A 17,069-nucleotide genomic window follows, 5' to 3' on the forward strand; every position below is an offset into this window, starting at 1 on the left:
AAACCCGGCCGCTGAGGCCGGGTCCGTTGGGTTCGCGAAGCTCGACCCGATCAGGCTGCGTTCATCGCCGTCTTCAGGTTCTCGTCGATCTTGTCGAGGAAGCCGGTGGTCGAGAGCCAGGGCTGATCTGGGCCGATCAGGAGCGCCAGATCCTTCGTCATGTGGCCGGCCTCCACCGTCTCGATGCAGACCCGCTCCAGCGTCTCGGAGAAGCGCTTGAGCTCGTCGTTGCCGTCGAGCTTGGCGCGGTGCGCGAGACCACGCGTCCAGGCGAAGATCGAGGCGATCGAGTTGGTCGAGGTTTCCTGACCCTTCTGGTGCTGGCGGTAGTGGCGCGTCACCGTGCCGTGCGCGGCTTCCGCCTCGACGGTCTGGCCGTCCGGCGAAAGAAGGACGGAGGTCATCAGGCCGAGCGAGCCGAAGCCCTGCGCCACGATGTCGGACTGGACGTCGCCGTCGTAGTTCTTGCAGGCCCAGACGTAGCCGCCCGACCACTTGAGCGCAGACGCCACCATGTCGTCGATCAGGCGGTGCTCGTAGGTGAGCTTGCGGTTGTCGAACTCGGCCTTGAACTCGGCATCGAACACTTCCTGGAAGATGTCCTTGAAGCGGCCGTCATAGGCCTTGAGGATCGTGTTCTTGGTCGAGAGGTAGACCGGGAAGTTGCGCAGAAGCCCGTAGTTGAACGAGGCGCGGGCGAACTCGCGGATCGATTCGTCGAGGTTGTACATGGCGAGCGCCACGCCGGAGGAGGGCGCCTGGTAGACCTCGTGCTCGATCGTCTCGCCGTCCTCGCCGACGAACTTGATCGACAGCGTTCCCTTGCCGGGGAACTTGAAGTCGGTCGCGCGGTACTGATCGCCGAAGGCGTGGCGCCCAACGACGATCGGCTGCGTCCAGCCCGGCACGAGGCGCGGCACGTTCTTCATGATGATCGGCTCGCGGAAGATCACGCCGCCGAGGATGTTGCGGATCGTGCCGTTCGGCGACTTCCACATCTTCTTGAGCTTGAACTCTTCGACGCGCTGCTCGTCCGGCGTGATCGTGGCGCATTTCACGCCGACGCCGTGCTTCTTGATGGCATTGGCCGAATCGATCGTCACCTGGTCGCCCGTGGCGTCGCGGTTCTCGACCGACAGATCGTAGTACTCGAGGTTCACATCGAGATAGGGGTGGATCAGCTTGTCCTTGATGTACTGCCAGATGATCCGGGTCATCTCGTCACCGTCGAGCTCCACGACCGGATTCTGGACCTTGATCTTCGCCATCGCTGCTTATCCCCTGGAAGATCGCCCCGCCGGATGGCGCGGGCGCATTCTGAATGAAAAGGGGGACGGTTTCCCCCTGCGTCCGTTTCGGGCCTATAGCATCCGCCCCCCGGCACGCAAAGCGCGGGCGCTCGACGATCGGCTTTGCGTGGGGTGGGCGCATCGGCTAGTGGCTAGCGCTGGTACGGATAGAAGGACGCGAGGCCTTGGCAGGCACCAATCGAACTGACGAGAACAGGACGGGCGGCCCGGCGATCATTCTCGTGGAACCACAACTTGGTGAGAACATCGGCATGGTGGCGCGCGCCATGGCCAACTTCGGCCTGGACGACCTGCGCCTCGTCAACCCGCGCGACGGCTGGCCGAACGAGCGCGCCCGCGCCAGCGCATCGCGCGCCGACCACGTGATCGATGCCGTTCGGCTGTATGATACCGTAGAGGCGGCGGCGGCTGACGTCACCTATCTCCTCGCGACTACCGCCCGGCCGCGCTACTCGCTGAAGGCCGTTCGCGGCCCGGACGAGGCGGCGCAGGAAATGCGCGTGCGCGTTTCGAAGGAGCAGCCGGTCGGCATCCTGTTCGGGCGCGAACGCTTCGGCCTGTCGAACGAGGAAGTCGATCTCGCCGACGAGATCGTGACCTTTCCGGTCAATCCCGCCTTCGCCTCGCTCAACATTGCCCAGGCCGTGCTCCTGATGAGCTACGAATGGATGAAGTCGGGGCTGGAGGAGGGCGCGGCGCCCCGCTTCACCGCGCCGGAGATCGTCCCGGCGGAGAAGGACGAGCTTTATCGCTTCTTCGCCCATCTGGAAGAAACGTTGGACGGGACGAGCTACTTCTTCCCGCCCGAAAAGCGCGACACGATGGTCCACAACCTGAGGACCATGTTCACCCGCGCCTCCTTTTCCGAGCCCGAGATCCGAATGCTGCGCGGCGTGCTCCGTTCGATCGATCACCGCTTGGCGCGAGGCGGGGAGTGAGCGCGGGGCCGGTTCTCCTGTTCGATTCGGGCATCGGCGGGCTGACGGTGCTGCGTGAGGCGCGGGTCCTGATGCCGGAGCGGCGGTTCGTCTACGTCGCCGATAACGCCGCCTTTCCCTATGGCGACTGGGAGGAAGAGGCTCTTCGCGAGCGCATCGTCGGCTTGTTCGGCGCGCTGATCCGGGAGCACAAGCCGGCGCTGTGCATGATCCCATGCAACACCGCCTCGACCTTGGTGCTGGGCGATCTGCGTACGACCTTCCCCGATATGCAGTTCGTGGGAACCGTGCCGGCCATCAAGCCGGCAGCGGAGCGCACCTGCTCCGGCCTCGTCAGCGTTCTGGCGACACCCGGCACGGTGAAACGTCAATACACGCGCGACTTGATCGCCCAATGGGGGGCGCGCTGCGAGGTCAACCTCGTCGGCAGCGTGCGTCTGGCGGCGCTCGCCGAAGTCTACATGCGCAACGGCTTCGTGGAGGAGGATGCCGTTCGCGCCGAGATCGAGCCGTGTTTCGTCGAGAAGGGGGGACGGCGGACGGACATCGTCGTCCTCGCCTGCACGCACTATCCCTTTCTCGTGAACCGTATGCGCAAGACCGCGCCCTGGCCGGTCGATTGGCTCGACCCGGCCGAGGCGATCGCGCGCCGCGCAGCCTCGCTGCTTTCCGCGTCCCGCGATGATCGAGACGCCAGTGCGGATCGCGCCATCTTCACGGCGGGCCCGCCCGATGCCGCGACCCGTTCGCTGGTTCGCGGCTTCGGTCTCCAGGCCTGATCAGCCGGCCCGAAGGGTGACGTCCGACGTCTTCTTCGGCTGGCCGTTCACCTGATCGGTCACCGAAAGACTGAACTGGCCGCCGCCCGCGTTGCGAATCGTCATGGTCGCCTTTCTGTCTCCGTGAACCGGGGTCGGGTAGGTGAGATCGAAGGTCAGCGTGTCGCCGCGCACACGCCCGTTGGACAGTTGCGCCGGGCCTTTCGACGATCCCGTATAGGTTCCGGAATAGCGCTGCGAACGAGGGTCGAAGCGGATGTCGGCACCGATCTGCCGACGCACGATGATCGCCGCCCGGCACGAGCCTGAAATCCGCAGCTGATCCTGCGAGGGCTGTGAGCCTTCGACGCTGCACGTGACCCTGCGCGGAGACGTGTCCTGCTCGCGCTGCACGAACCCGGTTCCCCGGAAGCTGCCGTCGAAGCGCGTGAGAAAGCCGGTATCCGCATGGGCGGCACCGGGGGCGATAAAGGCTGCCAGAAGCAGCGGACGGATGATGGATCGCATACGACTATCCCGGACTGGCCGTCTCCAGGGGATTGGAGGGCCTTCGAACTCACTGCGGAACGGATGGCGCGCGGTTTCGTTCGTCCGTTGAACCGGAGTTGAGTGGACCCTCATGGACCTGATCAAGATCATATTCGCCATCCTCCTTCCGCCGCTCGGCGTGTTTCTGGAGGTCGGCCTCGGCAAGCAGTTCTGGATCAACATCATCCTGACGCTGCTCGGCTATATTCCCGGCATCGTCCATGCGGTCTGGGTGATCGCCCGCAAGTGAGCGGGACTGCTTGACATATTCGGCTTCGGGCCATAGTCACGGCGTCATCGGCGGGTCGAAAGGCCCGCCGGTTCTTTTTACGTGTCCCGTGGATCGCCGTGCGCTTCGTTCGGCGGTCCTGTCGGCCTCGGGTTGATCCGGGGCAAAGGAGGGCGCGTTTCCTGGCGTCGCGGATGGTCCGCGAGCGCCGCACCTTTGGGAAATGCGATGTCAAAGCGCGAGTCTTCCAAGTACAAAATCGATCGCCGCATGGGCGAGAACATCTGGGGACGTCCGAAGTCCCCGGTGAACCGCCGCCAGTACGGCCCGGGCCAGCACGGCCAGCGCCGCAAGGGCAAGATGAGCGACTTCGGCACGCAGCTGCGCGCCAAGCAGAAGCTCAAGGGCTACTACGGCGATATCTCCGAGAAGCAGTTCCGCAAGACCTACGAGGAAGCCGCCCGTCGTCGTGGCGATACCTCGGAGAACCTGGTCGGCCTGCTCGAGTCGCGCCTCGACGCGATCGTGTATCGCGCCAAGTTCGTGGCCACGATCTGGGCGGCGCGCCAGTTCGTCAACCACGGCCACGTGAACGTCAACGGCGTGCGCACCAACATCGGTTCGTACCGCTGCAAGGCGGGCGACGTGATCGAGGTCCGTACCAAGTCGAAGCAGCTGACCGTCCTCATCGAGGCGACGCAGCTCGCCGAGCGCGATGTGCCGGAATACATCGAGGCTGATCACTCCAAGATGGTCGCCACGTTCCAGCGCGTTCCGGGTCTGGCCGACGTGCCGTATCCGGTCATCATGGAGCCGAACCTCGTCGTCGAGTTCTACTCGCGCTGATCGGTTCCGCACCGAACCTTTCGAAAGGCCGCCCTCGGGCGGCCTTTTGTTTTTCGGCTGGGCTTGTTAACGCGGAGCGCGAAGCGAAGGATCGATCCCCGATGCTGGATGAAGCGCCAGTTCACGAAGCCGACGAGGCGTCCGAGACCCACGAGGGGACCGGGGCGCATGCCCTGTTCCGGGACGCACCGGACACCGTTTCCTTCAAGAAGCTGCGCAAGCGCCTCCTGCGCGAGGTGCGCGACACGATCGAAACCCACGCCATGGCTCGCCCGGGCGCGCGCTGGCTGATCGGGATTTCCGGCGGCAAGGATTCCTATTCTCTCCTGGCGTTGCTCCTCGATCTGCAATGGCGGGGTATGCTCCCCGTCGAGCTTCTAGCCTGCAATCTCGACCAGGGTCAGCCGAACTTCCCGAAGCACATTCTGCCGGAATGGCTCAGCGCGCATGGCATCCGGCATCGGATCGAGTATCGCGACACCTACTCGATCGTGAAGGAAAAGGTGCCTGCGGGAGCGACCTACTGCTCGCTCTGTTCGCGCCTTCGGCGCGGCAACCTTTATCGCATCGCACGCGAGGAAGGCTGCGAGGCGCTGGTCCTAGGCCACCACCGCGACGACAGCCTGGAAACCTTCTTCCTCAACATGTTCCACGGCGGCAAGCTCTCGGCCATGCCTGCCAAGCTTCTGAACGACGAGGGGGACCTCACGGTTCTGCGCCCGTTGATCCGCTCGGGCGAAGACGACATCGCGCGCTTTGCGAGCGCCATGCGCTTTCCCATCATCCCCTGCGATCTCTGCGGCAGCCAGGACGGGCTGCAGCGGAATGCGATGAAGACGTTCCTCTCCGACATGGAGCAGCGCTTTCCCGGCCGCAAGGAAACGATCGCCCGCTCGCTCGCCAACGTGCGCGCGAGCCATCTCCTCGATACCTCGCTCTTCGACTTCACCAGTCTCCAGCCCCGAACGGATGCCCCGACGTGACCTTTGATATCGATACGCTTGCCACGATCCTGCGCGACGCCGCCGCCGCCGAAATCATGCCGCGCTTCCGCCGACTGGACGAGGGCGACATCCGCGAGAAGACCTCGGCCATCGATCTCGTGACCGAGGCGGACGAGGCGGCCGAGCGCTTCATCAAGGATGCCTGTTCGGGCGCGTTTCCAAACGCGCTTTTTGTGGGCGAGGAAAGCGTCGCGGCCGACCCGGCGCTGCTGGCCGAGATCGGCAAGGCCGATCTCTCCATCATCGTCGATCCGATCGACGGGACCGCCAACTACGCGATGGGTGCGCCGCTGTTCGGCGTCATGGCGGCTGTGGTGTCCAAGGGCGAGACGATCGGCGGCATCATCTACGATCCGCTCGGCGACGACTTCATGATCGCCGAAAAGGGAAGTGGTGCCCACTTCGTTCGACCCGCCGGTGATCGTCAGCGTCTGGCAGTCGCCGCGCCGGCGCCGATCGACGAGCTGTTCGGGGTGGCGTCGTCGAGCTTCCTGCCGCTCGAGCAGCGTCGGCTGCTCCTGTCGCGTCTCGCCGATATTCGCATCCTCGCGAACTACCGTACGGCCGCGCACGAGTACCGTCTGGTGGCGTCGGGCAGCATCCACTTTCAGTTCTACCTGAAGCTCATGCCGTGGGATCACCTGGCCGGCACGCTCCTAATCGAGGAGGCTGGAGGCTACGTGCGCAAGCTGGACGGGTCGCGCTACCTCCCGACCGACACGGGCGGCGGCCTCCTGACCGCGCCGGATGCCGAAACTTGGAGGGCCGTCCGCGAGCTGGTCGGCCGCGATATCACGGCTTGAAACGACGAAGGCGGCACCCCGAGGGTGCCGCCCTCCTTTTATTCTACAAATGCCGTTTCGCCGACGCTTCGCTTCTCCGCCGGGTCGCGGAACAACCGTCCGTTCTCGGCCACGAGAGCACAGATGAACGCGCCGATCGATAGCGCGACGTAGCCGGCTAGAAGCGGGATCAGCGTTCCGTTGTAGAGATAGCCGATCAAGGCGCCGAGTACGCCGCCGCCGAAGGTCTGCATGAAGCCGAGGACCGACGAGGCCGTACCTGCGACATGGCCGAGTGGGTCCATCGCCAAGGCGTTGAAGTTCGTGCCGATGAAGCCGAACATGCAGAGCGACAGGATCGTCATCGGCAGATAGACCGCAAAGGGTGGAACGCCGCCGTAAAGCAGCGCGATCGCCAGATGCAGGATGTTGAGCCCCAGGAAGATGCACAGGGCGCCATGCGATAGGTGCCGCATCCCGAACCGCTCGACAAGGCGCGAGTTGCTGAACGAAGCGACGGCCATGAAGATGGCGCCCGCCGAGAAGTAGAGGGTGAACTCCGGTCCGAGCTGGTAGACCGAAACGTAGATCTGCTCCGCCTGGTTAATGAAGGCGAAGAGGACGCCGAAGATCAGCGCCGTGGACAAGGTATAGGCGAAGGCACGCCGATTGGTTAGGACAACGCCGAACGCGTGGCGAACGCGACTGAAGGTCAGCGGGAGCCGATCTTCTGGATGCTGCGTCTCGGGCAAGCGGAGATAGGTCCAGAGCGTTACGAAAGCGCCGAACGCAGCGACGCCCCAGAAGATCAGGTGCCAGTCGCCGACGAACAGGAACAACTGACCGAGATTGGGGGCAAGCACCGGGATCGCCATGAAGATCATCATCACGAGCGACATCACGCTCGCCATGCGCGCGCCGCCGAAACAGTCCCGCACCACCGAAACCGCGATGACGCGGGTCGCCGCCGCGCCGATGCCCTGCAGCGCGCGCAGCGCGAGGAGCATGCCGAATGTCGTCGAGAACGTCGCGAACACCGAGGCCGCGACGTAGACGAGAAGGCCGAACAGGAGCACCGGCCGCCGCCCGAACCGGTCCGACAGGGTTCCGTAGATGATCTGTGCGATCCCGAAGCCCATCACGTAGGACGAGATCACGAACTGTGCGCGGTTGGGATCGGCCAGTTGCAGCGTCTGGCTGATGTTGGTCAGGGCGGGAATGAAGATATCGATCGCGGCTGCGTTTAGGGCCATGATGCAGGCGATCAGCGTCACGAGCTCCCAATAGGGGAGCCCACGCACGGTCTTCGGCGCGTTCGTCATCGGGTCGATCTTTCGTAAGGACGGATCCTTCTATCCCTTCGCTTCAGGAAAGCAAGGAACCCTGATGAACTTGAGGTTTCCATCGGCCAACGAAAAAGGCCCGCTCGGATCGAACGGGCCTTCTCGAAACCTTTGAAACCGGACCCTTCAGGCCGCGGGCGAGGCGGCCTGGACGGCCACGCCCTTGTCGGTGAAGAAGTCCTGGAGTTCGCCGGCCTGGAACATCTCGCGCAGGATGTCGCAGCCGCCCACGAACTCGCCCTTCACGTAGACCTGCGGGATCGTCGGCCAGGAGCCGTATTCCTTGATGCCGTTGCGCAGATCGTCCGACGACAGAACGTTGACGCCCTTATAGTCCACGCCGAGATAGTTCAGGATCTGAACGACCTGACCCGAGAACCCGCACTGCGGAAAGTCCGGCGTTCCCTTCATGAAGACGATCACATCGTTCGTCTTCACCTCGTTGTCGATCCAGTCGATGATGCCGGTCATGGAAGATCCCGTCGCTTGGTCAAGTTTGAATGGCGGTGGCGCGGCGCGCTCTCGAACACACATACGGTGTGCCGGCCCCGGTTTAAAGATTGGCCACAGCCGCAGCTCTATTTCGGCGCGCTGGTCTGCAGCGCCAGTGCATGGAGAATACCGCCCATGTTTCCTTGCAGCGCCTGATAGACCATCTGATGCTGCTGCACGCGCGACTTGCCTCGGAAGCTTTCGGCGACGACCTCCGCCGCGTAGTGGTCTCCGTCGCCGGCCAGATCGCGAATGGTGACGGTGGCGTCGGGAATGGCGTCCTTGATCATCTGTTCGATGTCGTGGGCGTTCATAGGCATAGGTGCGTCTCCTGCCGGCGGTCGCTCGTGCGGCGCGACCGTCGACTTCAAGCTAAAGCCGATCCGAACGATCGGCAATCGATCGTTGGCGGGTCAGGCGGCAGCCGCCTCGGAGGCGACGGCGCCGGACATGAAGTCCGGGAACCAGCTTTCATGGGCGATGGTCAGGTCTTCGACCGTGACCGACAGGACGCCTGCGATCTCCAGCGCCGAACCACCGACCGTGCCGAGGCGGCGATGGGGAAGGGCGCCGAGACCCACCTCCAGCGCATCCGCGCCATCCGCCGGCACGGAAACGAGGTAGCGAGCCTGATCCTCGCCGAAGAGCAGCGCATGCCGCGCACCTTCGCCGAGCGCTACTTGTGCGCCCTTACCCGAAGCGATGCACATTTCGGCGAGTGCGACGGCCAGCCCGCCGTCCGACAGGTCGTGGCAGGCGCTGGCATGCCCGGCGCGGATCAGCCCGCGCACCGCGTCGCCATGCGCCTTTTCAGCGCCGAGATCGACCACCGGCGCGCCGCCGTCCTCGCGCCCCGCGATCTCGCGCAGGAAGATGGAAGCGCCGAGATGGCTTCCGTCCGCCCCGACGAGGACGATCGCGTCGCCCTCCTGCCAGCCGCCGATCGTCGCCGTCTTCGTGCGATCGTCGATCAGCCCGACGCCGCCGATGGTCGGGGTCGGCAGGATCGCCTGGCCCTGCGTCTCGTTGTAGAGCGACACGTTGCCGGACACGATTGGGAAGCCCAGCGCCTCGCACGCCGCCCCGACGCCCTGCACTGCCTTGACGAACTGCCCCATCGTCTCCGGGCGTTCGGGATTGCCGAAATTGAGGTTGTCGGTCGCCGCCAGCGGCTCGGCGCCGACGGCCGTCAGGTTGCGCCAACACTCGGCGACCGCCTGAGCGCCGCCCTGATAGGGATCGGCCTCGCAGTAGCGCGGCGTCACGTCGGACGAGAAGGCCAGTGCCTTCGTCGCGTGGCCGTCGACCCGAACGACGCCGGCGTCGCCGCCCGGGCGCTGCATCGAGTTGCCCTGGATCAGCGTGTCGTACTGCTCGAACACCCAGCGGCGCGAGGCGATGTCGGGCGAGCCCATGATGCGCAGGAGAGCGGCGCCGTAGTCCGTCGGCTCCGCGATGTCGGCGGCCGAGATTGCGATGGGAGCCTTCGGCTCGGTCCACGGGCGGTCGTATTCGGGGGCTTCGTCGCCGAGTTCCTTGATCGGTAGGTTGGCGACTTCGGCGCCGTCGAACAGAATGCGGAAGCGGAGGTCGTCCGTCGTCTTGCCGACGACGGCGAAGTCGAGGCCCCATTTCACGAAGATGGCCTCGGCCTCCTCGTGCTTCTCGGGTCGCAGCACCATGAGCATGCGCTCCTGGCTTTCCGAGAGCATCATTTCGTAAGGTGTCATCCGCTCTTCGCGAACGGGCACCTTGTTGAGGTCGAGCTCAATGCCGAGATCGCCCTTCGCGCCCATTTCCACCGCCGAGCAGGTGAGGCCGGCGGCGCCCATGTCCTGGATCGCGATGACGGCGCCCGTCGCCATCAGTTCGAGACAGGCTTCGAGCAGACACTTCTCGGTGAATGGGTCGCCGACCTGCACGGTCGGGCGCTTCTCCTCGATCTTCTCGTCGAACTCCGCCGAGGCCATGGTGGCCCCGCCGACCCCGTCGCGGCCCGTCTTGGCGCCGAGATAGACGACGGGCAGGCCGACGCCCTCCGCCTTGGAGTAGAAGATCGCGTCCGTCTTCGCGAGACCGGCCGCAAACGCGTTGACGAGGCAGTTGCCGTTGTAGCGCGGATGGAAGTTCACCTCGCCGCCGACCGTCGGCACCCCGAACGAATTGCCGTATCCGCCGACGCCCGCGACGACGCCGGCGACGAGGTGACGGGTCTTCGGGTGATCCGGTGCGCCGAAGCGGAGCGCGTTCATGGCTGCGATGGGGCGCGCGCCCATGGTGAACACGTCGCGCAGGATGCCGCCGACGCCCGTCGCCGCACCCTGGTAGGGCTCGATATAGGAGGGGTGGTTGTGGCTCTCCATCTTGAAGACCACGCAGTCCCCGTCGCCGATATCCACGACGCCGGCATTCTCGCCCGGACCCTGGATGACGCGCGCACCCTTCGTCGGCAGCGTGCGTAGCCAGCGCTTGGACGACTTGTAGGAGCAGTGCTCGTTCCACATCGCCGAGAAGATGCCGAGTTCGGTGATCGTCGGCTCGCGTCCGATCAGGCCGAGGATCCGGTCGTACTCGTCCGGCTTCAGACCATGGCTGGAGACGAGCTCGGGGGTGATCTGGATATCGGCCATATTGCCTCCGGTTCGGGCGGCGGAAGGGAAAGCGTAGGGTTTTGCGTCAGCAGCGCGGTGCCGCGCACGCGAAATGCGAGTGTGTGGGGCGTCTCATCTCGCCGGTACCCAATCCGTCCGGTTGCGGCAAGCACCGACATCGGATGCGGCACGAAGGATCGTTGCGTCGTCCTCGACCTGGCTGACGGCCCCGTCGATGCGCCGCTGGAGGATCAGAAGCGTATGATCGAAACGACCACCCTGCATCGGCGCACGCAGACAGACGGCATATCCCGATGCGAATCCGGCGGAGACGAAGCCACGGCTGCGCTCGAAAGGGCGACCCCGATAGATGGCACGGCCGGTTTCGTTGATATAGCGCACCTCCGCCGCGTTCGGCGCTCCGGCGCTCGCGGGTACGGGGGCGGCATCGGTGCGGCATCCCGCCAGCAGGCTGCCCGCGACGGCGAGAATCACAACGCCGATTTCGCGCATCGAAGCCGGACGATCAGGCATCGCAGCTGGAGGATCCGGAACGCCAGCGATCGATGTCCGCTTCGAGGCGAGCGCGCAGCGGCGATGCCAGAAGCGGCCCGTAGGTCGAAACCTCCGAGGATCCGCGCTGGCCTTCGACGACGAGGAGCGGACGCGCTTCAAGGCGCCCCTTGGGCACCAGAAGGAAGCGAGGCTTGCCGGAGAAGGAGGACAGCTCTGGCGCAAGGCTGTAGGCGGCGAACGCCGGATCGCGCGACTTGAACCAGCAGCGATTGGCCGCGAGCGTCAGCCGCTCCATTCGATCGAGACCGGTATCGGCGCGTTGCGGAGCGCGGGCCGGTGCCTGAGGCGCGGGCGAGGCGCAGCCGGCAATGAGCGCGAGCCCGATCAGCGCCGCTCCGGAGATCGTCCTACCGCCGAGGCCGAGCTGTTTCAAGCCGCGATCCCTCGGCTGACCAGACCTAGCGCGCCTTCGAACAAGGCGCGCCCGTCCGTTCCCCCGTGCTCCGGCTCGACGAGGTTTTCGGGGTGGGGCATCATGCCGAGCACGTTGCCGCGATCGTTGACGATGCCGGCGATGTCGTTGATGGCGCCGTTGGGGTTGGTTCCCTCGGCATAGCGGAACACGACCTGCCCGTTGTCTTCCAGCCGCGCGAGCGTGTCGGCGTCGGCGAAGTAGTTGCCGTCATGATGGGCGACGGGGCAGCGGATGATCTGGTCCTGTGCGTAGCCCGTCGTGAATCGCGTCTGAGCGTTCGCCACCTGGAGCTTCACTTCGCGGCAGACGAACCGGAGGCTCGTGTTGCGCATGAGCGCGCCGGGCAGGAGGCCGGCTTCGCACAGGATCTGAAACCCGTTGCAGACACCCAGGACCGCGACCCCTTCGGCCGCCTTGCGCGCCACCGCCTGCATGACGGGCGAGCGGGCGGCGATGGCGCCGCAGCGCAGATAGTCGCCGAAGGAGAAGCCGCCGGGAACGACGATGAGATCCACGTCCGGAATCTCGGTCTCGGTCTGCCAGACGGTGACGGGGGGGCGGCCGGCGATGCCCGTCAGCGCCGCGATCATGTCGCGGTCGCGGTTGAGGCCCGGCAGGAGGACGACGGCGGACTTCATGGACGGATCCTTAGGCGAGCTCGACCGCGTAGTTCTCGATCACCGTGTTGGCCAGGAGCTTCTCGCACATGGCCTTCAGGTCGGCTTCGGCCTTCGCGCGGTCGGAGCCCTCGACCTCGACGTCGAAGACCTTGCCCTGGCGAACGCCGCCCACGCCCGAAAAGCCGAGCGTGCCGAGAGCGCCTTCGATGGCCTTGCCCTGCGGGTCGAGGACGCCGTTCTTCAGGGTGACGACGATACGGGCCTTGATCACGTTTTCTGCCTGCCTTGCGAGTAAACCAGTCTCAGTGCCGGCGCCGGTTGCGACGCAGGACGACGCGTCACTTCACCAGCACCGGCCCGGAAGGGCGGGGCGGCTCGTTCTCGTTCATGATGCCGAGGCGCCGGGCGACCTCCTGGTAAGCCTCGACGAGGCCGCCCATGTCGCGGCGGAACCGGTCCTTGTCGAGCTTGTCCTGCGTCTGGACATCCCACAGGCGGCAGGAGTCGGGCGAGATCTCGTCGGCCACGATGATGCGCATCATGTCGCCCTCGAACAGGCGGCCGGTCTCGATCTTGAAGTCCACGAGCTGGATGCCGACGCCGAGGAACAGGCCGGACAGGAAGTCGTTGACGCGGATGGCGAGCGCCATGATGTCGTCGATTTCCTGCGGGCTCGCCCAACCGAAGGCCGTAATGTGCTCTTCCGACACCATCGGGTCGTCGAGCTGATCGGCCTTGTAGTAGAATTCGATGATCGAGCGCGGCAGCACGGTGCCTTCCTCGATGCCGAGGCGCTTGGCGAGCGAGCCCGCCGCGACGTTGCGCACCACCACTTCGAGCGGAATGATCTCGACTTCCTTGATCAGCTGCTCGCGCATGTTGAGCCGCTTAATGAAGTGGGTCGGGATGCCGATCCGGTTGAGATGGCTGAAGATGTATTCGGAGATGCGGTTGTTGAGGACGCCCTTGCCGTCCACCACCTCGTGCTTCTTCTTGTTGAAGGCGGTGGCGTCGTCCTTGAAGAACTGAACGAGGGTGCCGGGCTCCGGGCCTTCGTAGAGGATCTTGCCCTTGCCTTCGTAGATACGGCGGCGACGTGTCATGAATGTTGCCTGATCGCAAAAAGGCGAGTCGAGGCCCGACCCGCTAAAAACCATATGTCTCCCGCGGGTGAATAGACCAAACACCCGCCCTAAACAATCGCAAACCCGAATTGACGGGGTCTTAAGGCCTCCTGACAACCGGAAAGTCGGCTGGACATCGCGACCGAGGCCGCTAGCCTACCCACCCGACGAACAGACCGGAATGGAAAGGACGAACGCATGTCGCTGAACGATCGTGGCCAGGATTTCGAGTCCCGCTATGCTCACGACCAGGACCGCAAGTTCCGCATCGAAGCGCGCGCGACCAAGCTCCTCGGCCTTTGGGCGGCCGGCAAGCTCGGCCACGCGGGAGCGGAGGCGGACGCCTATGCGGCGGCCCTCGTTCAGCTCGACCTGGGGGCTCGCGGTTCGAAGGACGTGATCGACCGGATCCGTCAAGACTTCCGCTCGGCCGGCGTCCAGCAGTCGGACCATCAGATCGAGCGCCACTATTCCGAAAGTCTCGAAGAGGCGGAGAAGCAGATCGCGGCGTCCTGAGGATGCCCGTCGGCCTTCGTGAACTGTTTAAACGCAGGGAGCCCGTTCTTTCCGGCTGGTCCACCTTGAGCGATCCAGTGGTGCAGGAAGTGCTCCTGCGCAGCTTCTATTCGATCGTGCTCGACGGGCAGCACGGAATGCAGGGTTTCTCGGAATTGCGCGAGGGCTGTGCGCGTGCGGCCTTTCTCGGCAAACCCGCGATCGTTCGCGTCGCGCCCGGCGATCTCGCATCGGCGGGCCGCATGGCGGACCTTGGCGCTGCGGGCATCATTCTGCCCATGGTGGAAAGCGCTGAGGAAGCCAGCCGTTTTGCCAAGTCCCTTCGCTACATGCCGGAGGGAACGCGCTCCTTCGGCCCGACCCGAGCGGCCGACCTTCTGGGCTACGGGTCGGGCCGTGCCTATCTCGACGAGGCAGGGCGCAGCGTCGTGTCCTTCGCGATGATCGAAACGGCCTCGGCTCTGGCCGAGCTGGACGCCATTCTGGCCGTGCCGGAACTCGACGGCATCTTCGTCGGCCCGTCCGATCTGTCCCTGGCGATCGGGGACGGAGTGCTGGACCCCAACGGCGAAGGAACGGATCGGCAGATCGGCGAGATCGTTCGAAAGGCTCGCGAGGCCGGCAAGGCCGCCGCGATCTACGCGCTCAGCGCGGCCGACGCGCACCGCTATGCGGCGATGGGCTGCCAGTTGATCGGGGTCGCGTCCGATCTCGGCATTCTCAAGGAGGGCTGCCGGCGCGTCGTCAACGAGTTTCGCGGCGCGCGATAGCCTCAATCAGCTTGCGGGCAACCGAGACAGGAACTTGCCGAAGGTGAGAAGACCCTCCGGCCAAGGGCCATGACCGCTTTGATGGTCGATGCCGCCCGATTCTCCCGCGTCGATAAAAAGCGAACCCCAGGAGGCGGCGATATCCTCCGCCGCTTCGAACGCACCTGCCGGATCGTTGCGGCTGGCCACCACGATGGATGGAAACGGCAGGGGATCGTTCGAATAGGCCGGGAAGCCCGCCCGCGGTTCGCTGAGATCGACGGGTGCCACGAAGAAAGCGCCAACGACCGGTTTCGTCAGCTGCGGAATGGCGCCGACCGCCGCCGCGACGCCGAGGGCGTGGGCGACGATCACGCTCGGACGCGTGGCGGCGTTGACGGCATCCGCCACCGATCTCGACCAGGCCTCCGCGTCACCCGCTCCCGCCGGCACGACGCGGCTGGCGGTGGGAAGCTTGGCCTCCCATCTGGACTGCCAATGCTGCTCCGACGCGCCGTCGGCGCCCGGAACGATCAGGATATCGACTTCTGAAACTCGCATCGTCGGCAGATGCGAAGCGGGACGGGGGATGTCAAGTCGCGGGGGTTTCAGAGAAGGGGGCTGATCAGGCGCGTCACGTTTTCTCCGAGCTGGATGAAGAAGCCGCGCTTCTGCCACTTCTCAAGACGCAGGCGATGGCTCTTGGACCGATAGTCGTCCTCGATCGCGCGCAGGTCGCGGACCGTATCCTCGCTGTAGCTGATCAGCGTGACTTCCGAATTCAGCTCGAACGAGCGCCGGTCCATGTTGGCTGAGCCGATCACGGCGATGTCGTCGTCGATCGAGAGGTGCTTGGCATGCAGGAAACGCTCGCGATACAGCATGACCTCGACGCCGGCTTCCAGAAGCTCGTCGTAATAGGACTGTTGGGCCCGGTCGATTAGCAGGCTGTTGGTGGTGGATGTGACGAACAGCGTGACCCGCACACCCTTGGAGACGGCCGTGCGCATGGCCAAAAGCAGCGGTTCGTTGGGGATGAAGTAGGGGGTCGCCAGAACCACGCGGTGCCGAGCGCTGTAGATCAGGTCGGTGAACAGGATATCGACCCCGGCGTCCGGGTAGTCGGGGCCCGAGGGAAGCACCTGCGCCGTCGCGGTATGGTCGGCCGATGGGGGGCCGGGAGCGGGCATCAACTCGTGCGAAGCAATATCTTCGTTCGTTTCGAGATACCAATCGCCGATGAAGATCGCCTGCAGTTCGAGAACGACCGGCCCTTCGACGCGCGCCATCAGCTCGCGGTAGAACGTCTTCGGCTCGTACTCGATGCGGTGCATGTTCTGCGAGCCGACCCAGCCGATCCGGCCATCCACCACCACGATCTTGCGATGGTTTCGCAGGTCCATCCGCGTCGCCTGGTTCCAGAATCGCAAAGGCAGGATCAGGCGTAGCTCGACGCCGGTTCCCTCTAGGCGCTTGGCGATTGCTCGGCGGTCTCGCGAAGAGCCGACGGCGTCGATCAGGAGGCGGCACTTCACCCCCCGCGCAGCCGCTCGCTCCAAGGCGTTCAACACCTTGTTGCCGGCCTGATCGTTCTGAAGAATGTAGACCATCACATGCGCGTGGTGACGCGCGGAGTCGATATCGGCGGCGATCCGGTCAACCACGCGGTTGTAGTCTGCATCCAGAACGATGCGGTTGTCGGCAAGGCTTGGAAAACGCCCGATCCGATGGACGAGATGTGCGGTCATCCGGTGGTGCGGGCGCAGGGTGCGCATGCCGCCCATGCTTTCCAGCGTGATGTGGTTGATCGCCTTGCGGATGATGTCGGGAACGCGCTCGATCCGATCCCGCCGCCACTTCGGATGGCGGGCGTTGCCGACCGCGAGATAAACGAGGAGCGCGGCCCAGGGTAGGAAGAAGAAGAGGAGCAGCCAAGCCTGCGCCGCCACGGGGCTGCGGCGAAACGGGATGTAGATCACGGCGCCGATCAGAATGGCCCAGCTCAGGAACGAAAGCGCCATCGGCAGAAGCGTTCCGTCGAAGAATTCAACCATTCACTTTCGAACCTCGAAACTCGGCGGCACGCTTCGGGCGCCTTGTATCGGCCCCCTTCCGACGATATGGGCGCGGGCAACTTCGAGGCGAGGGCGGGCGCACCAACTTTGCCCGCCTGGGAACGCGCCGTTCCGAAGGCACGTTACCCGAACCCCAGCCCAACGGCACACTG

21 protein-coding genes are annotated in these 17,069 nt (G+C 65.0%); 8 read left to right on the plus strand and 13 right to left on the minus strand.

What is annotated here, in order from left to right; translation table 11 throughout:
• Positions 1 to 50: 50 nt before the first annotated feature.
• Complete coding sequence (locus tag H7A85_RS10000) at positions 51 to 1,268, minus strand: NADP-dependent isocitrate dehydrogenase (RefSeq protein ID WP_182085779.1); 1,218 nt, start codon at positions 1,266 to 1,268, stop codon at positions 51 to 53.
• 293 nt (positions 1,269 to 1,561) lie between these two features.
• On the opposite strand from H7A85_RS10000, the gene H7A85_RS10005 reads away from it, so the two are divergent.
• Both H7A85_RS10005 and murI read left to right on the plus strand, forming a co-directional pair.
• Positions 1,562 to 2,248 (plus strand): RNA methyltransferase, encoded by a 687-nt coding sequence (locus H7A85_RS10005; RefSeq protein WP_244631099.1) that lies wholly within the window; start codon positions 1,562 to 1,564, stop codon positions 2,246 to 2,248.
• A complete protein-coding gene (gene murI, locus H7A85_RS10010; protein WP_182085781.1) occupies positions 2,245 to 3,027 on the plus strand; it encodes a glutamate racemase in 783 nt (260 codons plus the stop codon). Before H7A85_RS10005 ends, murI begins: the two co-directional genes overlap by 4 nt.
• On the opposite strand, the gene H7A85_RS10015 is transcribed toward murI, so the two are convergent.
• The gene (locus tag H7A85_RS10015) at positions 3,028 to 3,534 is read right to left on the minus strand and encodes a hypothetical protein (RefSeq protein WP_182085782.1); all 507 of its coding nucleotides are present in this window, start codon (positions 3,532 to 3,534) and stop codon (positions 3,028 to 3,030) included.
• A gap of 112 nt (positions 3,535 to 3,646) precedes the next feature.
• Here H7A85_RS10015 and H7A85_RS10020 point away from each other — a divergent pair, with 112 nt between their 5' ends.
• From H7A85_RS10020 to H7A85_RS10035, 4 genes are all read left to right on the plus strand, one after another.
• Entirely contained in the window at positions 3,647 to 3,805 is a 159-nt protein-coding gene (locus tag H7A85_RS10020; RefSeq protein WP_182085783.1) for a YqaE/Pmp3 family membrane protein, read from the plus strand.
• Positions 3,806 to 4,012: 207 nt separating this feature from the next.
• Complete coding sequence (gene rpsD, locus H7A85_RS10025; protein ID WP_182085784.1) at positions 4,013 to 4,630, plus strand: 30S ribosomal protein S4; 618 nt, start codon at positions 4,013 to 4,015, stop codon at positions 4,628 to 4,630.
• Positions 4,631 to 4,731: 101 nt separating this feature from the next.
• Positions 4,732 to 5,613 carry a tRNA 2-thiocytidine(32) synthetase TtcA gene (gene ttcA, locus H7A85_RS10030; RefSeq protein WP_182085785.1) on the plus strand — a complete coding sequence of 294 codons (882 nt, stop codon included), beginning with the start codon at positions 4,732 to 4,734 and terminating at the stop codon, positions 5,611 to 5,613.
• Positions 5,610 to 6,437 carry an inositol monophosphatase family protein gene (locus H7A85_RS10035; RefSeq protein WP_182085786.1) on the plus strand — a complete coding sequence of 276 codons (828 nt, stop codon included), beginning with the start codon at positions 5,610 to 5,612 and terminating at the stop codon, positions 6,435 to 6,437. The genes ttcA and H7A85_RS10035 overlap by 4 nt, the downstream gene beginning before the upstream one ends.
• Positions 6,438 to 6,475: 38 nt before the next feature.
• On the opposite strand, the gene H7A85_RS10040 is transcribed toward H7A85_RS10035, so the two are convergent.
• The 9 genes from H7A85_RS10040 to purC form a co-directional block, all read right to left on the minus strand.
• The gene (locus H7A85_RS10040) at positions 6,476 to 7,738 is read right to left on the minus strand and encodes a multidrug effflux MFS transporter (protein WP_182085787.1); all 1,263 of its coding nucleotides are present in this window, start codon (positions 7,736 to 7,738) and stop codon (positions 6,476 to 6,478) included.
• 147 nt (positions 7,739 to 7,885) lie between these two features.
• Complete coding sequence (gene grxD, locus H7A85_RS10045) at positions 7,886 to 8,230, minus strand: Grx4 family monothiol glutaredoxin (protein WP_182085788.1); 345 nt, start codon at positions 8,228 to 8,230, stop codon at positions 7,886 to 7,888.
• Between the two features lie 107 nt (positions 8,231 to 8,337).
• Positions 8,338 to 8,571 carry a BolA family transcriptional regulator gene (locus H7A85_RS10050; protein ID WP_182085789.1) on the minus strand — a complete coding sequence of 78 codons (234 nt, stop codon included), beginning with the start codon at positions 8,569 to 8,571 and terminating at the stop codon, positions 8,338 to 8,340.
• Positions 8,572 to 8,664: 93 nt separating this feature from the next.
• Positions 8,665 to 10,881 (minus strand): phosphoribosylformylglycinamidine synthase subunit PurL, encoded by a 2,217-nt coding sequence (purL, locus tag H7A85_RS10055; protein ID WP_182085790.1) that lies wholly within the window; start codon positions 10,879 to 10,881, stop codon positions 8,665 to 8,667.
• A gap of 93 nt (positions 10,882 to 10,974) precedes the next feature.
• Entirely contained in the window at positions 10,975 to 11,355 is a 381-nt protein-coding gene (locus H7A85_RS10060; protein ID WP_182085791.1) for a hypothetical protein, read from the minus strand.
• 13 nt (positions 11,356 to 11,368) lie between these two features.
• Positions 11,369 to 11,791 (minus strand): hypothetical protein, encoded by a 423-nt coding sequence (locus H7A85_RS10065; protein WP_182085792.1) that lies wholly within the window; start codon positions 11,789 to 11,791, stop codon positions 11,369 to 11,371.
• Positions 11,788 to 12,471, minus strand: a complete 684-nt coding sequence (gene purQ / locus H7A85_RS10070; RefSeq protein WP_182085793.1) for a phosphoribosylformylglycinamidine synthase subunit PurQ — start codon at positions 12,469 to 12,471, stop codon at positions 11,788 to 11,790. The genes H7A85_RS10065 and purQ overlap by 4 nt, the downstream gene beginning before the upstream one ends.
• A gap of 10 nt (positions 12,472 to 12,481) precedes the next feature.
• Positions 12,482 to 12,724 carry a phosphoribosylformylglycinamidine synthase subunit PurS gene (gene purS, locus H7A85_RS10075; RefSeq protein ID WP_182085794.1) on the minus strand — a complete coding sequence of 81 codons (243 nt, stop codon included), beginning with the start codon at positions 12,722 to 12,724 and terminating at the stop codon, positions 12,482 to 12,484.
• A gap of 67 nt (positions 12,725 to 12,791) precedes the next feature.
• A complete protein-coding gene (gene purC / locus H7A85_RS10080) occupies positions 12,792 to 13,556 on the minus strand; it encodes a phosphoribosylaminoimidazolesuccinocarboxamide synthase (protein ID WP_182085795.1) in 765 nt (254 codons plus the stop codon).
• Between the two features lie 219 nt (positions 13,557 to 13,775).
• Between purC and H7A85_RS10085 the strand changes: the two genes are divergently transcribed.
• Complete coding sequence (locus H7A85_RS10085; protein ID WP_182085796.1) at positions 13,776 to 14,093, plus strand: DUF1476 domain-containing protein; 318 nt, start codon at positions 13,776 to 13,778, stop codon at positions 14,091 to 14,093.
• Positions 14,094 to 14,158: 65 nt separating this feature from the next.
• Positions 14,159 to 14,863 carry an aldolase/citrate lyase family protein gene (locus H7A85_RS10090; RefSeq protein ID WP_182085797.1) on the plus strand — a complete coding sequence of 235 codons (705 nt, stop codon included), beginning with the start codon at positions 14,159 to 14,161 and terminating at the stop codon, positions 14,861 to 14,863.
• A gap of 6 nt (positions 14,864 to 14,869) precedes the next feature.
• Here the strand turns inward: H7A85_RS10090 and H7A85_RS10095 are convergent, their stop codons facing one another.
• Both H7A85_RS10095 and cls read right to left on the minus strand, forming a co-directional pair.
• A complete protein-coding gene (locus H7A85_RS10095) occupies positions 14,870 to 15,403 on the minus strand; it encodes an alpha/beta hydrolase (protein ID WP_182085798.1) in 534 nt (177 codons plus the stop codon).
• 47 nt (positions 15,404 to 15,450) lie between these two features.
• Positions 15,451 to 16,896 carry a cardiolipin synthase gene (gene cls, locus H7A85_RS10100; RefSeq protein ID WP_182085799.1) on the minus strand — a complete coding sequence of 482 codons (1,446 nt, stop codon included), beginning with the start codon at positions 16,894 to 16,896 and terminating at the stop codon, positions 15,451 to 15,453.
• Between the last annotated feature and the right edge of the window lie 173 nt (positions 16,897 to 17,069).

The organism is Aureimonas sp. ME7 (assembly GCF_903970965.1).
In the GTDB taxonomy this organism is placed as follows: Bacteria; Pseudomonadota; Alphaproteobacteria; order Rhizobiales; family Rhizobiaceae; genus Aureimonas.

Excerpts from the sequence above, each read along its gene's own strand:
- H7A85_RS10060 (WP_182085791.1), bottom strand. The coding sequence starts at position 11,355 with ATGCGCGAAATCGGCGTTGTGATTCTCGCCGTCGCGGGCAGCCTGCTG.
- purL (WP_182085790.1), bottom strand. The coding sequence starts at position 10,881 with ATGGCCGATATCCAGATCACCCCCGAGCTCGTCTCCAGCCATGGTCTG.
- grxD (WP_182085788.1), bottom strand. The coding sequence starts at position 8,230 with ATGACCGGCATCATCGACTGGATCGACAACGAGGTGAAGACGAACGAT.
- H7A85_RS10050 (WP_182085789.1), bottom strand. The coding sequence starts at position 8,571 with ATGCCTATGAACGCCCACGACATCGAACAGATGATCAAGGACGCCATT.
- H7A85_RS10005 (WP_244631099.1), top strand. The coding sequence starts at position 1,562 with ATGGTGGCGCGCGCCATGGCCAACTTCGGCCTGGACGACCTGCGCCTC.
- rpsD (WP_182085784.1), top strand. The coding sequence starts at position 4,013 with ATGTCAAAGCGCGAGTCTTCCAAGTACAAAATCGATCGCCGCATGGGC.
- H7A85_RS10085 (WP_182085796.1), top strand. The coding sequence starts at position 13,776 with ATGTCGCTGAACGATCGTGGCCAGGATTTCGAGTCCCGCTATGCTCAC.
- H7A85_RS10015 (WP_182085782.1), bottom strand. The coding sequence starts at position 3,534 with ATGCGATCCATCATCCGTCCGCTGCTTCTGGCAGCCTTTATCGCCCCC.
- cls (WP_182085799.1), bottom strand. The coding sequence starts at position 16,896 with ATGGTTGAATTCTTCGACGGAACGCTTCTGCCGATGGCGCTTTCGTTC.
- H7A85_RS10095 (WP_182085798.1), bottom strand. The coding sequence starts at position 15,403 with ATGCGAGTTTCAGAAGTCGATATCCTGATCGTTCCGGGCGCCGACGGC.
- H7A85_RS10040 (WP_182085787.1), bottom strand. The coding sequence starts at position 7,738 with ATGACGAACGCGCCGAAGACCGTGCGTGGGCTCCCCTATTGGGAGCTC.
- purQ (WP_182085793.1), bottom strand. The coding sequence starts at position 12,471 with ATGAAGTCCGCCGTCGTCCTCCTGCCGGGCCTCAACCGCGACCGCGAC.
- H7A85_RS10000 (WP_182085779.1), bottom strand. The coding sequence starts at position 1,268 with ATGGCGAAGATCAAGGTCCAGAATCCGGTCGTGGAGCTCGACGGTGAC.
- H7A85_RS10020 (WP_182085783.1), top strand. The coding sequence starts at position 3,647 with ATGGACCTGATCAAGATCATATTCGCCATCCTCCTTCCGCCGCTCGGC.
- ttcA (WP_182085785.1), top strand. The coding sequence starts at position 4,732 with ATGCTGGATGAAGCGCCAGTTCACGAAGCCGACGAGGCGTCCGAGACC.
- purC (WP_182085795.1), bottom strand. The coding sequence starts at position 13,556 with ATGACACGTCGCCGCCGTATCTACGAAGGCAAGGGCAAGATCCTCTAC.